13 protein-coding genes and 1 pseudogene are annotated in these 13469 nt (G+C 63.3%); 9 read left to right on the top strand and 5 right to left on the bottom strand.

Features of this window, described 5'->3' with window-relative positions; translation table 11 throughout:
- The first annotated feature begins 34 nt into the window (after positions 1–34).
- The 4 genes and pseudogenes from ACZIYR_RS18860 (at position 35) to ACZIYR_RS18845 (ending at position 2787) form a co-directional block, all read left to right on the top strand.
- On the top strand, positions 35–904 hold the full coding sequence (locus ACZIYR_RS18860; protein WP_483527720.1) for a WD40/YVTN/BNR-like repeat-containing protein: 870 nt from the start codon (positions 35–37) through the stop codon (positions 902–904).
- A 77-nt stretch (positions 905–981) separates the two neighbouring features.
- A pseudogene (gene lgt / locus ACZIYR_RS18855) lies at positions 982–1792 on the top strand (prolipoprotein diacylglyceryl transferase).
- Positions 1793–1930: 138 nt separating this feature from the next.
- Complete coding sequence (locus tag ACZIYR_RS18850) at positions 1931–2299, top strand: cation transporter (RefSeq protein WP_483527719.1); 369 nt, start codon at positions 1931–1933, stop codon at positions 2297–2299.
- 35 nt (positions 2300–2334) lie between these two features.
- Entirely contained in the window at positions 2335–2787 is a 453-nt protein-coding gene (locus tag ACZIYR_RS18845; protein WP_483527718.1) for a hypothetical protein, read from the top strand.
- Positions 2788–2853: 66 nt separating this feature from the next.
- Here the strand turns inward: ACZIYR_RS18845 and ACZIYR_RS18840 are convergent, their stop codons facing one another.
- From ACZIYR_RS18840 to ACZIYR_RS18830, 3 genes are all read right to left on the bottom strand, one after another.
- Positions 2854–3870 carry an AI-2E family transporter gene (locus ACZIYR_RS18840; RefSeq protein WP_483527717.1) on the bottom strand — a complete coding sequence of 339 codons (1017 nt, stop codon included), beginning with the start codon at positions 3868–3870 and terminating at the stop codon, positions 2854–2856.
- 148 nt (positions 3871–4018) lie between these two features.
- On the bottom strand, positions 4019–4477 hold the full coding sequence (locus ACZIYR_RS18835; RefSeq protein ID WP_483527716.1) for an ATPase: 459 nt from the start codon (positions 4475–4477) through the stop codon (positions 4019–4021).
- Between the two features lie 160 nt (positions 4478–4637).
- Positions 4638–5069, bottom strand: a complete 432-nt coding sequence (locus tag ACZIYR_RS18830) for a hypothetical protein (RefSeq protein ID WP_483527715.1) — start codon at positions 5067–5069, stop codon at positions 4638–4640.
- Positions 5070–5266: 197 nt separating this feature from the next.
- Between ACZIYR_RS18830 and ACZIYR_RS18825 the strand changes: the two genes are divergently transcribed.
- Positions 5267–5827, top strand: coding sequence for a hypothetical protein (locus ACZIYR_RS18825; protein ID WP_483527714.1), 561 nt, complete (start codon positions 5267–5269; stop codon positions 5825–5827).
- Positions 5828–5931: 104 nt separating this feature from the next.
- On the top strand, positions 5932–7329 hold the full coding sequence (gene cls / locus ACZIYR_RS18820) for a cardiolipin synthase (RefSeq protein ID WP_483529106.1): 1398 nt from the start codon (positions 5932–5934) through the stop codon (positions 7327–7329).
- Positions 7330–7934: 605 nt separating this feature from the next.
- On the opposite strand, the gene ACZIYR_RS18815 is transcribed toward cls, so the two are convergent.
- Both ACZIYR_RS18815 and ACZIYR_RS18810 read right to left on the bottom strand, forming a co-directional pair.
- Positions 7935–9320, bottom strand: coding sequence for a heavy metal sensor histidine kinase (locus ACZIYR_RS18815; protein ID WP_483527713.1), 1386 nt, complete (start codon positions 9318–9320; stop codon positions 7935–7937).
- Positions 9317–9997 carry a heavy metal response regulator transcription factor gene (locus tag ACZIYR_RS18810; RefSeq protein ID WP_483527712.1) on the bottom strand — a complete coding sequence of 227 codons (681 nt, stop codon included), beginning with the start codon at positions 9995–9997 and terminating at the stop codon, positions 9317–9319. The genes ACZIYR_RS18815 and ACZIYR_RS18810 overlap by 4 nt, the downstream gene beginning before the upstream one ends.
- A 211-nt stretch (positions 9998–10208) precedes the next feature.
- Between ACZIYR_RS18810 and ACZIYR_RS18805 the strand changes: the two genes are divergently transcribed.
- The 3 genes from ACZIYR_RS18805 to ACZIYR_RS18795 all read left to right on the top strand — a co-directional run bounded on the left by ACZIYR_RS18805 (position 10209) and on the right by ACZIYR_RS18795 (position 13468).
- Positions 10209–10622: a hypothetical protein gene (locus tag ACZIYR_RS18805; RefSeq protein ID WP_483527711.1), complete on the top strand. Its 414-nt coding sequence runs from the start codon at positions 10209–10211 to the stop codon at positions 10620–10622.
- Positions 10623–10772: 150 nt separating this feature from the next.
- Positions 10773–12014, top strand: coding sequence for a TolC family protein (locus ACZIYR_RS18800; protein WP_483527710.1), 1242 nt, complete (start codon positions 10773–10775; stop codon positions 12012–12014).
- Positions 12011–13468 (top strand): efflux RND transporter periplasmic adaptor subunit, encoded by a 1458-nt coding sequence (locus tag ACZIYR_RS18795; RefSeq protein ID WP_483527709.1) that lies wholly within the window; start codon positions 12011–12013, stop codon positions 13466–13468. The genes ACZIYR_RS18800 and ACZIYR_RS18795 overlap by 4 nt, the downstream gene beginning before the upstream one ends.
- The last annotated feature ends 1 nt before the right edge of the window (position 13469 follow it).

Genomic DNA, 13469 nt, shown 5'->3' with positions numbered 1-13469 from the left:
GCCCTGGCCTTGTTCAATATCAAGAGAGAGTGATGTGATGCGCTATTTCCCAAGCATCCTACTGCCGCTCACCGCGGTGGCGACCCTGCTGCTGGCGGGCTGCTCCGGCGAGCCGGAGGGTGTCAGCCCGGAGCAGCTGCGCCAGCAGACCCATATTCACGGACTGGCCTTCGACCGTGCCGACAGCGAGCGGATATTGCTGGCCACCCACCACGGCTTCTACGCCCTTGGTGCCGATGGGCTGGCGCGCCGAATCTCGGAGGAGCGCCATGACTTCATGGGGTTCACGCCGCACCCTGCCGATGCCGAAATCTTCTTCGCCAGCGGTCATCCGGCACGGGGCGGCAATCTCGGCGTGAAGGTCTCCACCGATGGCGGCAAGCGCTGGGAGCAGCGGTCGCCCGGCGTCGATGGCCCGGTGGATTTCCATCAGTTGACCGTCAGCGAAGCCGACCCCGACGTGCTCTACGGCGCCTTCGCCGGCCAGCTTCAGGCGAGTTGGGACGGGGGCCATCGCTGGGAGATCCAGGGGCGGGCCCCGGACGGCCTGATCGCCCTGGCGGCCTCGAGCCGAGATGCCGAGTATCTCTATGCCGCCACCCAGGACGGACTGTTGCTGAGCCCGGATGGGGGACAGCGCTGGCGGCCGGTTCACTCCGAGCGCCGGCCCGTCAGCCTGGTGGTGGCCCAGGATGGACGGCTTCACGCCTTCATGCTGGGAGTGGGATTGATGACGGCCGAGGAGGCCAGTCGCGACTGGGAGGCCGTGAGTCGGGACTGGGGCGAGCGCTATCTGCTGCACCTGGCGGTGGATCCCGCCGATCCCGAACGCCTGGTGGCGGCGGACGACGAGGGTCGGCTGCTACTCAGCGACAACGGCGGGCGCGACTGGTCGACGCTGTAAGACGGCTCGCGCGGGGAGGGGGGGATACCCCTCGCCCTGCGCCGCCTACGCATGCCCTCTACGGCGAAGGAAACGAGATGATGCAGTACCCCAATATCGATCCGGTGGCCATCAGCCTCGGGCCGTTCGCGATTCACTGGTACGGCCTGATGTACGTGGTCGATCGTCGCCGCCTGGTGGCTGGGGCGTCTGCGCGCGCATCGCCTGGGTCTGAGCCACGACGACATCGGCGACCTGATCTTCTACGGCGCCGTCGGCGTGGTGCTCGGCGGCCGACTGGGCTATGCGCTCTTCTATGGCAGCGAGCAGTGGCTCGCCGACCCGCTCTGGCTGCTGCGGCTCTGGGAAGGGGGCATGAGCTTCCATGGCGGCCTGGTCGGGGTGCTGGTCGCGGCCCTGCTGTTCGCGCGCAGGAAGCGGCTCGGCTTCTTCCAACTGACCGATTTCATCGCCCCGCTGGTGCCGATCGGCATCGGCGCCGGACGCATCGGCAACTTCATCAATCACGAGCTGCCGGGTCGGGTCAGCGAGCTGCCCTGGGCGATGCCCTTCCCGCACATGGGGCCGGAGCCGCGCCACCCCACGGCGCTCTACGAGTTCGCCCTGGAGGGGGTGGTGCTCTTCGCGGTGCTCTGGTGGCTGTCGCGTGGGCCGCGCCGCACCGGGTTGATCTCGGGGCTCTTCCTGCTGCTCTACGGGGTCTTCCGCTTCGCCGTGGAGTTCGTGCGCCTGCCCGACCCCCATATCGGCTTCATCGCCTTCGGCTGGGTGACCATGGGCATGGCGCTGACCCTGCCGATGCTGCTGGCGGGCGTGGCGCTGGCCTCCAGTCTTTTGCCGCCATCCCCTCCTGCTGTTTACCTCGCGACGGCGCGACTGCGTATCTGACACCGTCCGCTCCAGGACGATCTTCCCAGGTGACGAGCAATCCGCTAGTACGCCCCGCTCTCGGGAAGAGTTATCAATCGGCTGATGCCGAACCTATCAGCATTTTCCTTACAGCCGGCATGAAAGGGTGGATGCATTATGAGTAACAGTGAACACCGTCTCGGCGTATCCGAGACCAATCTGGTCAACCGTAAGCTGAAGCTGGAGCCCACTGAGCAGGAGACGATTCAGACTGCCATAGCAGAGATTGATCAACTCTATGGGCTGGACAGCGTAGCGTTTGATGAAAAAAGTCGAAGGTTGGGATTTTCTTATGATGCATCACGAATTTGTATCGATTGCATCGAGGAGATTCTGGAGAAGCATGGCATCGAAGTCAGTCATGGCTGGTGGACACGCTTCAAGGAGAGTCATTACCGCTTTGTCGACCAGAACGTGAAGGACAATGCCAAGCAGGAGCCATGGAGCTGTCATCAGTCGCCGAAAGGAGGAGGAAGGAAGAAGTAGACGTGGTGCTTCACCCTTTGAATGGAGAGACGATCATGAGTCATCTGAAAAAATCATTGCTGTTGGTGGCCCTGCTGGTGTCATGGGCCGTCGGGCCGCTGCTTGCCGAGGAGGAGGGTCACTCCCGCTCGGTGGATGGCATGAACATCTATATCGGAATCCTGCCGGCGGAGATGATCCAGGAGCAACGGATCATTCATCAGGGACGCGAGGGTGTCATGACCCGTGAGCAGCATCTTGTCGTCACCGTGGTCGATCAGGAGACCGGCCAGCGGATCGAGGATGCCGAGGTGGCTGCGCGAATACGGCATGAGGGGCATGCCGGGGCCTACCGGTCTCTCGAGCCGATGCAGATCGCCGATACGATCACCTACGGCAACTTCTTCAGCTTCCCGGAGGAGGGTGGCTACCGCATTCAACTGCGGATCAACCGCGCCGGTGAATCCGCCAGCGAGCTCGAGTTTCATCACCGCCATGCGATGGAGTGATTAGCGCTGCCAAGATCCCGGCGCCCAGCCCTGTCGCCTGCCATGGCAGGCGATAGTTGGTACCCCTCACCGATCGCGCTCGATCCCCTCGGACATGGGCGGGGGCGCCAGGATGCGCGCTATCCAGCAGGTTTCGTGGAAATGGCCACAGATGGTGATCAGGGCGATCGTCAGGGGGACGCCGATAAAGGCGCCAGGGATGCCCCAGACGATGCCCCAGAAGAAGATGGAAAAGATAACGGCGAAGGGCGATATGGCCAGGGCCCGTCCCTCGAGCCTTGGGTCGAGAAAATTGCCGATGGAGAACTGGATCAGCGCCATACCGGCGAGCACCACTAGCGGCGATTGCCATGACTGGAACTGAACAATGGCAAAGAGCGCCGGCGGAAACACGGCCAGGATGGAGCCGACGAAGGGGATGTAGTTCAGCGCGAATGCCAGCAAGCCCCAGACAACGGCGAGGTCCAGCCCGACGAAGAGGGCAAACAGCCATGTCAGCAAGCCCGTGAGCACGCTCACGACCGACCTGACGAGCATATAGCGACGGAACTTCCCCCCGAGTTCCGAAAATGCCGTCAATAGCCGCTCGGCGGCCTCCTCCCCCAGCGCATGGGGAAGTCGCCGCTGGAAAACGCTGGCTTCCAACAGGCCCATGATCAGAAAGATCAGGGTCAGCGCCAGGAAACCGATAATGGCATTGAGGCGGGTAGCGGTCTCATGGAAGAGGTGAAGTAGCCTACCGGGGCTGAGCTGTTCCGCCATGGCGGGCTCAAGGGCAATGTTTCTCGCCTCGAACCACAGGCCGATGGAGCGGTAGGTCTCCTGCATTCGTACACCGTAGAGCGATAGGCCATCCGCCACGACGCGGGCCCCGTAGCCGATCAGGGCGAGCAGGACGGCTGTAGCCAACAGCACCAGCAGCACGGAAGCGGCAAGCGCCAAGCCGCGCAGGGCCCTTCCCTTGAACACCCGGTGTCGGTACAGGGGCCACACCAGCGCCATCAAAAACAGCGCAAAGGCCAAGGGCACGGCGAGAATCCGCAACCAGTACAGCGCGGCGACGGTGAGGATGATCGCGATCACCCAGAGCGGGGTGAGGCGAGGCGTTAGATGGTGATCGTGCATGGGGCTCACCCTGGGCTTGGTCGGTTGCGGCTGCAAGGTGGCGCTGAATGCCGCTCGGCGATGCGCGAGTCGCCGCCGCTGTCGAGAGGGTGGGAGTAGCGTCCATTTAGAGATCCCGGGCGCGGTTGGTCTGATGGGTCAGGCGCATCGCCTCATGCTGCTCCAGCTTCAGCAGCTCGCCGATCAGCGCGCGCGTCTCGGGAATCTCGGTGCGCCCCTCGAGATAGCGATAGAAATCGATGACCTGAGTGTGGAGGTCGAAGATTTCCTGGCAGATCTCGTCGAAGCTCATCTTCGCATAGGGTGCGCTGCACGACTGGTGCGGCTTGATCGGCTTGTAGGCAATGTAGTCGTAGAGCCAGGTATTCAGCGCCTTGGGGTCGGCCTGCTTCTCGAATCCGGACACGACCTTTTCCAGTGCCGCCTCGTGATCCGCCAGATACGCCAGCAGCCACTTGGCGCGCGCTTCTTCCTGCTGCGTTGAGCAGTGCTTCAGGCACCGTGCCAGGTGTTCATGGAGGGCGCGCGTCCACTCAATCACGTCATGAAAGGTTGCAACGTACATGAGTCATTCTCGCTCTATTGAATAATCTCGGAATCTGGCCTTCCACAACGGCCAGGCTAAGTTCGAGAAGCAGGCGAATTGGCCTCGCGTCAGATGTCAGCTCACGGGTAGTACATCCGCTGACACCTGAACGGGACGCAATGCCGCTCTCGCGTGGCGCTCAGAGGCGCAGGCGCTGGGTGAGCAGATAGACGGGAAGGTCGGGCAGGGCCGGCCGATGTCGCGGTGTCCAGGCGATGGGCACCAGGAGGGGGGTAGTCACCGGCTCGGCGGTGAGCGTCAGGAAGTCGTCGCACTCGGCTTCCTGGCGATCGACACGCGGCACTCCCTGCGGCAGCGCGAATTCGCCATGCCCATGGCGGCAAGACGGTCCTGGTTCGTGCCACGCCTCGGCGGCCACAGCGGCGGAAGCGGCCTCCAGCGCCACGAAGCGTCCGGGATCAGCGGCCCAGGCGCCAGGCTCATCGGCATGGGCCAGCGCCAACCGGCCGATCAGCAAGGTCGCCAGTGCCAGCAGCACGACCAGCCGAGTCCCTGCCCGCCTCGTGGGGGTACGGGATGCATCGCGATTGAACACGCTGTATGGGTGCATGGCGTATGGTTGCCTGACGCCGAGGGGGTCTACTCACCATAGCTCACTGACACCGGATGTCGCTTGATCAGCATCAAGAGATTCCTGCTGCCCAACTTGGGTGCAGGGCACCGGTTGCCTGGCTGCGCGCGGCGTGGAACACTGGCGCCTGTCGTTGCCCAGTGCATCGACTCCCTCTCTGTTCTGGAGCTTTCACCATGGCGGGAGCGCGAGCCGGATGCGGCAAGTCGAACCGGCTGCTGGCCACCCCGGAGTTCAACGTGGCGCTCTTTGCGTTTCTGCTGAACTATCCGTGGGAGTTCCTCCAAGTACCGTTCTTCGCCGAGATGCCGGAAATGGGGCACTGGGACGCTGTTCTCTTCTGCACCCGGGCGACCCTGGGGGATGTCCTTATCGCGCTAGTGGCCTACTGGGCCGTGGCGGCGCTGCGTCGACGGCGCGATTGGCTGCTCCGTCCCGATATCAAGGCGATAGCCGGCTTTGTCGTCGTCGGCGTGGTGATCACGATCGGACTGGAGTGGCACGCCACCGTGCTGCAGGATCGCTGGCAATACGCTGAGTGGATGCCCACCCTGCCGCTGCTGGGGACGGGGCTGGCGCCGCTGCTGCAGTGGCTCGTCTTGCCACCGCTGATCGTGTGGCTGGCGCGTCGCCAACTGCTCGGCGAAGCCTGTCTACGCAGGCGTGACGACGGTGCTTCTGGCTCTGGTGGCTCGGCAACGAGAGCCAAAGAGGAAAGCCGTGAGCACTCCCCTTGATGGGCCGCACTGGCAATGCCGAGCGAAGTGAGGAACTAGACGTGTCACCGTCACCGAACGCGCCTGCCAGGCGTCGCTGGCCCTGGCGCCGGCTCTTGCTGGTGATGGGCGTCGCCCATCTGGTGGGCCTGGCTTCTTCGCTGGACGCCATGATGTCGAGTCGCACCTCCCAGGGGGCCGTGGCCTGGATCGTCTCCCTGAATACGGTGCCCTATGTCGCGGTGCCCACCTACTGGGTGTTCGGGCGTGCGAGGTTCCAGGGCTATGTCTCGGCCCGGCGCGACGAGGACTCGGCACTGGGCCGGGCGCTGGCCGACAAGCTGGCCGAGCTGCGCGCCCACGGGGTGTCGGGCGCATACCGAGACAAGCACCTGGTGGGCGTCGAACAGCTGGCCAAGCTGCCGTTTCTCGGTGGCAACCGGGTGGAGCTGCTGATCGACGGCGAGCAGACCTTCGAGAGCCTGTTCGCCGGCATCGAGGCCGCCGAGCGCTATCTGCTGGTGCAGTTCTATATCGTACGCGCCGATGAGGTGGGCCTGGCGCTGCAGGCTCGCTTGATCGAGAAGGCCCGGCAGGGCGTCGAGGTCTACTTCCTGTATGACGAGATCGGCAGCTACGCCCTGCCGGGGAGCTATCTCCGGGCGCTGGAGGAGGCCGGGGTCAGGGTGCACCGCTTCCACTCCACCCGGGGCCCGGGCAATCGCTTCCAGCTCAACTTTCGCAACCATCGCAAGATCGTGGTGGCCGACGGTGCCCGAGCCTGGGTCGGTGGCTTCAACGTCGGCGAGGAGTACCTGCACGGTCGTCCACGCATCGGCCCCTGGCGGGACACCCACCTGAAGATCGAGGGGCCGGCGGCCCTGGCGCTGCAGCTGGTGTTTCTCGAGGACTGGCACTGGGCCACCGAGACGTTGCCCGAGCTGCCCTGGGAGCCGGTGGTGCCCACCCACCATGCGTCGCCGGTGCTGATCCTGCCCACCGGACCCGCGGATCGTTTCGAGACCGCCAGCCTGATGATCCAGCAGGCGATCCATGCCGCCCATGAGCGGATCTGGATCTCCAGCCCCTATTTCGTCCCCGACGAGGGGGTGCTCGCGATGCTCAAGCTGGCCGCCCTGAGCGGCGTGGACGTACGGGTGCTGATTCCGGAGCGGCCGGACAATCCGCTGACCTATTTCGCCGCCTATGCCTTTCTCGACTCGCTGCTCGAGGCGGGGGTCGAAATCTATCGCTACGAGGAGGGCTTCCTGCACGGCAAGGCCTTCCTGGTGGACGACGTCGGCGCCGCGGTGGGTACCGTGAACCTGGACAACCGCTCCTTCCGCCTGAACTTCGAGGTGACGGCGCTGGTGATGGACCCGGCATTCGCCGCCGAGGTCGAGGCGATGTTCGAGGCGGATTTTTCCCGCGCGCGGCGGATGCGCCCCGGCGAGGTGGAGGCACAGCCGCTCTGGCATCGGGTGGCGGCGCGCGCCTCCTACCTGCTGGCGCCGGTGCTCTGAGGCCGGGACGACAGGCAGGAGGCGAGGGGAGCAGTGTAAGGTGCGGGTACCAGATGTGACCAATAGCAAACAGTGTGCGTATCCAGGCGGTCGTGCTTCTGGATAAGATAGGCGCCGAGTCATCCCCCCTTGGTAAGGGGTAGAGGTCGTGAAAGAGGCTCGAAAGATGAGAATGGAGAGCCACATGAGGCATGGAGCGTCGCAGCGGACGACTTGGCTGAGGCGATCTCTGGGGATGCTGTGGGTGGCCGGCAGCCTGCTGCTTGCGACGGCGACGCTGGCCGGGGACGAAGAGAAACAGGAGTGGCCAAGGGGTAATGCCAGTCAGTTAAGCCTATTCTCATTAGGCTGATCATGAGGGCTCCCGTGTCAGGCACACTGACACGGGGTGCACTGCTGGTGAAGGTACGCCAGCCGGCGACAGAAGCCGCTACCCTTCCGGAGCCATCCAGGCCCTGACGCCGTACGGCCCCTGCCTCCTTGCGGGGCTACGGGGGTCGATCTTCTCTACCGCTCGCAGCCACCCGGTGGCTGCGAGCTTGTCGTCAGGCGCTGTCGGAAAGCGGGCTGCTCCCGCCGACGCTTCGGGCAGAGTCAGGCGAGGCTTACAGGGGGTCGGCGGCTGGCAGGCAGAGGGTAAAAGCGGTGATGCCATTCTTCGACGTGACGGTGATCTCGCCGCCATGGGCCTTGATGATCGATCGGGTGATGGCCAGGCCGAGGCCGGCGCCTTCGCCATGGTGGCGACGGATGTTGTCGGCGCGGTGGAATCGCTCGAAGAGTCGCGGCAGCTGGTCGGCGGGCAGAGTCTCGCCGGGATTGCTGACGCTGAGTCGTACTACCTGGTCGCCCGGGGTGATCGCGATCCCGATGGTGCCACCACGGGGGGTGTGGCGCACGGCGTTGGAGATCAGGTTAGAGAGGGCGCGACGCAGCATCAGCTGGTCGCCGGTGACCCTGGCATGCCCGGTCAGCTGCAGGCCAACGCCCTTCTCCTCGGCGAGTGCCTCATAGAACTCCAGCAGCGCCTCGGCTTCGGATTCCAGTGCCACGGTCTGGGCCGGGTGCGGCAGCAGACCGTGGTCGGCCTTGGCCAGCAGCAGCATATCGGCGATCATCCTGGCCAGCCGCTCGAATTCCTCCAGGTTGGAGTGCAGCACCTCGCGGTAGTCGTCGGCGGAGCGCGGCCGTGACAGTGCGACCTGGGTCTCGGTCAGCAGGTTCGAGACCGGGGTACGAAGCTCATGGGCGATATCGGCGGAGAAATCGCTGAGGCTCTGAAAGTCGGCCTCCAGGCGGTCGAGCATGCCGTTGAAGGCGCCGACCAGGGCCAGCATCTCGGCCGGCGCATCGCGCTCGGAGAGCCGCTCGCCGAGGTGCTCGGCGGAGAGCTGTCCGGCGGTGCGGGTGATTCGCCGTAGCGGTGCCAGGCCGTTGCGCGCGGCCAGCCAGCCAAGCAGCGCCGCGATGAGCGCCGCGAGGGCGATGCCGGTCCACAGGTGACGGCGGATATTGCTGAGGAAGTGCGCGTGGTGACTAATGTCCAGGCCGATCAGCACCTGCACGGGAAGCGGCTCGGGTAGGGGAAGCGTCTTCTCCGCCTTGCGGCCGATGAAGATGCGTCCGTTATGCTGCCAGCGGGGTTGGGAAGCGGCTACATCGCCCCGCTCGATCGGTGCAAGACGCTCGGGTTGGAAGGCATACAGCACCTGACCGTCTTCATCACGGATCGAGAGAGCCAGGGTGTCATGACTGACCAGGATATCGTCGAGCTGATGCAGCAGTTCCTCGAGCGCCGCCGATGAGGGGACCCGTCCCAGCAGGTTGTCGATCATGACCAGCTTCGTACTCAGCTCCTGGCTGTCGATCTCGTCGAAGTGGCTGCCTACCAGGCGCTCCAGCGCCAGGCCCAGCACCAGCAGCAGGCCCGCCGTCAGCAGGGCGAACAGCAGTGCCAAGCGCACCGTGAGCGAGTGCAGGTATCGCTTCATGGGGCTTCCCTCGCCTCCAGCACATAGCCCATGCCGCGTACGGTGTGAATCAGCTTGGGCTCGAAGGGGTCGTCGACCTTGGCGCGCAGCCGGCGTACCGCCACGTCGATCACGTTGGTATCGCTGTCGAAGTTCATGTCCCACACCTGGGAGGCGATCAGCGAGCGGGGCAGCACTTCGCCCTGGCGGCGAATCAATAGCTCGAGCAGCGCGAACTCCTTGGCGGTAAGGTCGAGGCGTTCGCCGGCGCGAGTGACCCGCCGGCGCAGCAGGTCGAGCTTCAGGTCGGCGGCCCGGAACACCTCGGGCTCACGCGCCTTGCCACGCCGCAGCAGCGAGTGGATCCGCGCCAGTAGCTCGGAGAAGGCGAACGGCTTGACCAGGTAATCATCGGCACCCAGCTGCAGGCCTCGTACCCGATCGTCGACCTCGTCCCGCGCCGTCAGGAAGAGCACGGGAACGTCCTGCCCCGCCCGTCGCACCATCTGTAGGATGCTCCAGCCGTCCATTCCCGGCAGCATCACGTCCAACACCATCAGGTCGTAGGCTTCCTGCTGGGCCAGATGCAGGCCATCGAGACCATCCCTCGCCAGGTCGACCACGAAACCGGCCTCGCTCAGGCCCTGGCGCAGATAGTCGCCGGTCTTTGGCTCATCCTCAACGATCAGTATCTTCATAGCGCCACCTCAAACCCGCTCCGATGGAAAATGACAGAATTGTCATTTTGAAGTCAGCTTTCTGTTCGCTAGTGCACCGTACTATGCCCACATGAACAATCAACAAGGGGGGTAGACTGAGTGATTACTCTATCACGCCCGCAATTGGAATTGACAGTCCTGACGCTTGCAAGGTGACTCCATAAAGTTTTCATTGAAAGAGAGGTGTATCATGATCAAGAAGATTGCTCTTGCCGCTGCCATTGCCAGCATGTTCTCTGTACCTGCATTTGCCAATTTTGGTACCGTGGCATCAAGTGGAAATGTTCTGCAGGAAGGCAGCACTCCAAGCAAAATGATTCATGCTGGGCAGCCACATACTTACCAGCTGAATCTGGACCAGGCCGCAACGGTCAAGGTCGCTAGCAGTCACATCCCGGGAGTGTACGCCCCACTGCCTATGAATGCCGAGTTGATTGACTCTCAAGGTAACACCCTGAAGAAGGTGAGGTCTTCAGGTGGCGACTTTGAGATTCGGAAGGCGTTGCAGGCTGGCCAGTATAGCTTGGTAGTGTCAGGGAGTTCAGCTCCCGGTGGGGATGGTTGGGATGTTCATCGCTATAGCTTGCATGTCGCCTTTCAATAATCTGACTCTAAGTGTTTAAAGAGTCGTGACTGGCCGGCAAAAGCCGGCCAGTTCAATGATTGACGCCGAGTTTTTTGATGTTCGGTCAGAGCATGTGTTGCGGGCTCTATTCAAGTCAAAAGCACTCTGGTGAGTTACGGAGGGTGGCTTATGAACTATCGATTACCCAGGATGTTAGCTGTGGCGTTAAGCACGGCTTTTATGTTGCCTTTTCCGGTATTGTCGTCGTCGCTACTCTCGCTTAGTGAAGCCGAGCGCCTCGCTCGTATCGACGACCCTGCCACGCTGCGCTATCAGGAGCTGGCTGAGGCTCGACGTGAAGCCGCCATCTCGGCCAGACAGCTTCCCGACCCTCTGCTGATCATGGAGGTCATGGACGTCGCACGGGATGGTCTTTCCATCGACGATGATTCCATGACCCAACTACGCGTGGGAGTGCGCCAGTCCTTCCCGAGAGGCGAGAGTCGTCGATTGGCAAGCGAGCGGGAAAGTGCATTGGCTATGGCTGATGCGGCTCGTGGCAGCAACGCAGAAATCACTGCCGTTCGCGCCGTACGGCGTGCCTACCTGTCGCTCGTTCAGCAGCGCGGCATCCGGGAAGTGCTGGAGAAGAGCCAGCCTTTATTCGAGGACTTGCGTGAAATCACCGAACGCGAATTTGCTTCCGGTTTTGCCGACCAGCAGGACCTGCTGCGCGCCGAGCTGGAGCTGAGCCGCTTGCACGACCGGCTGCTGGACGTCCAGGCACAGGAAGCGGCAGCGCAGGCCCAGCTTGCACGCTGGGTGGGCCAGGAAGCCGTCTCGCGCCCCCTGTCCCACGACCTTCCCGAACTGGCCGAGCCGACGGGTGCGCTGCTGGCGCATCCGCTGTTGGCCGCGGAGCAAGCCGTCGTTGATGCCGGCGCTCACGGTGTCGAGCTGGCGCGTCAAGGCTACAAGCCTCAGTGGTCGGTTGAGCTGACCTACGGCACGCCGACAGAGCGGGGCATGGGCATGCCGGATCGCATGTCGGCAATGGTCATGGTCGACCTCCCGCTCTTTACGCGCCAGCGCCAGGATAGGGATCTTTCGGCCAGCGTCCATAGGCGTGAAGCGGCACAGCATGCCTGGGACGAACAAGTCCGGGAGATGCAGCGCCAACTGGGAGAGACCCAAGCTCGGTGGCAGCAGCTGAGTGAGCGCGAGCGTCGTTATACGCAGCGACTTCTTCCTCAGGCCAGGGATAACGCCGAAGCCGCCGAGCATGGATACCGCAATCGAACGACGGGTTTCAACTCTTTCGTACGTGCGCGCCTCAGCGAACTGGAAACGCGTATCGAGGCCGTGCGGGTCGGCACTCAGCGTCGTCTTGAGCAGGTGGATCTGCTCTATCTGTTGGGAGAAAGCGCATGAAGGCACTATCTGTCATCGTCCTGCTTAGTGCGGGGGCCGCGGCAGGGGCTGCAGCCGTGACCTATTGGCCAGATTCACATGTGCATATTGCCGAAGCAAGTACGGCTAACGGTGAAAGAGAAATCCTCTACTACCGCCATCCGCATAATCCCTCCGTGACTTCTCCTGAGCCGCGCAAGGACGAGATGGGCATGGATTTCATCCCGATATACTCGGATGGCGGCGATGCGTCACCTGGAACGGTGAGCATCAGCCCCGTCGTGCAGCAGAACATGAACGTACGTATTGGCTCGGTGGTTCGTGGCGATCTGGCGCGCCCGGTCGAAACGGTCGGCTTCGTGGACTACGACGAAGCGAGACTCAGCCATATCCACCTGCGTACTCAAGGGTGGATTGAGGATCTCAGTGTGAGAACAACTGGCGAGCGTGTGGAGGAGGGACAGCTGCTTTTCCGCCTCTATTCGCCGGAACTGGTCAACGCTCAGGAGGAACTGCTGCATGTCGTGCGTCGTGGCGGCAGTCCTGCTTCGGCCCGTGAGCGCCTCAGGGCGCTAGGGGTTAGTGCTGCCGAGATTGCCGAGGTCGAGCGGGCCGGTCAGCCGCGACGACTTATTTCGGTGCGTGCGGGGCAAGACGGTGTAGTGGAGTCGCTCAACGTGCGAGAAGGGATGTATGTCACGCCGGGTACCGAGGTGATGACCATCGCCGACCTCTCGAGGGTCTGGGTGATTGCCGACTTGTTCGAGCATCAGTTGGATGCGGTGTCGCCTGGTGACGTGGCGCATGTGAAGTTGCCTTTCCGTCCCGGTGAGCGCCTTGAAGGCAAGATCGACTACATCTATCCGAGCCTGAACAGCGCAACCCGAACTGCCCAGGTTCGCCTGGCTTTTGACAACCCCGGCGAGCGGCTCAAGCCGGGCATGTATGCGGATGTTCACTTAACCACTCGCCCGCTACAGGGCGTGCTTCACCTGCCGGCGGAGGCCGTGATCCGCACCGGCAGGCAGGATCGCGTCATCCTGGCACTGGGTGAGGGGCGCTTCCAGGCGCGAGAAGTGCAGGTGGGGAGTCGTGCCAACGGCGACCTGGAGATCATTGAAGGTCTCAAGGAAGGCGAGCGCGTCGTCCTCTCCGGCCACTTCCTGCTTGACTCCGAGGCATCGGCCAGCGCCGAGCTGGGGCGCATGACCGAAGCCGAGCAGGAGAGTGCCGGTGACGAAGTCTGGGCCGAAGGGCGCCTGCTTGCCATCGATCACGAGGCCCGAATGCTAAACGTCGACCATGAGCCGATCCCACTTTTGGGCTGGCCGGCGATGGTCATGGACTTCGGTGTGGCCGATGAACTTGAGCTCGATGGACTGCACGACGATATGCCGATGCGCTTCCGCATGCGTGAGCGTGAGGAGTTCGTCTACGAAATCACCGCCATCGAGCCGCTGGCTCACGACCACTGAG

The organism is Billgrantia sp. NRB1, assembly GCF_056921725.1.
This window is presented reverse-complemented; position numbering and strand designations above follow the sequence as displayed.

What these genes read in the sequence shown, in the direction of transcription:
- ACZIYR_RS18850 (WP_483527719.1), top strand. Translation starts at nt 1,931, where the DNA reads ATGAGTAACAGTGAACACCGTCTCGGCGTATCCGAGACCAATCTGGTC.
- ACZIYR_RS18845 (WP_483527718.1), top strand. Translation starts at nt 2,335, where the DNA reads ATGAGTCATCTGAAAAAATCATTGCTGTTGGTGGCCCTGCTGGTGTCA.
- ACZIYR_RS18835 (WP_483527716.1), bottom strand. Translation starts at nt 4,477, where the DNA reads ATGTACGTTGCAACCTTTCATGACGTGATTGAGTGGACGCGCGCCCTC.
- ACZIYR_RS18830 (WP_483527715.1), bottom strand. Translation starts at nt 5,069, where the DNA reads ATGCACCCATACAGCGTGTTCAATCGCGATGCATCCCGTACCCCCACG.
- ACZIYR_RS18825 (WP_483527714.1), top strand. Translation starts at nt 5,267, where the DNA reads ATGGCGGGAGCGCGAGCCGGATGCGGCAAGTCGAACCGGCTGCTGGCC.
- cls (WP_483529106.1), top strand. Translation starts at nt 5,932, where the DNA reads ATGGGCGTCGCCCATCTGGTGGGCCTGGCTTCTTCGCTGGACGCCATG.
- ACZIYR_RS18815 (WP_483527713.1), bottom strand. Translation starts at nt 9,320, where the DNA reads ATGAAGCGATACCTGCACTCGCTCACGGTGCGCTTGGCACTGCTGTTC.
- ACZIYR_RS18810 (WP_483527712.1), bottom strand. Translation starts at nt 9,997, where the DNA reads ATGAAGATACTGATCGTTGAGGATGAGCCAAAGACCGGCGACTATCTG.
- ACZIYR_RS18805 (WP_483527711.1), top strand. Translation starts at nt 10,209, where the DNA reads ATGATCAAGAAGATTGCTCTTGCCGCTGCCATTGCCAGCATGTTCTCT.
- ACZIYR_RS18800 (WP_483527710.1), top strand. Translation starts at nt 10,773, where the DNA reads ATGAACTATCGATTACCCAGGATGTTAGCTGTGGCGTTAAGCACGGCT.
- ACZIYR_RS18795 (WP_483527709.1), top strand. Translation starts at nt 12,011, where the DNA reads ATGAAGGCACTATCTGTCATCGTCCTGCTTAGTGCGGGGGCCGCGGCA.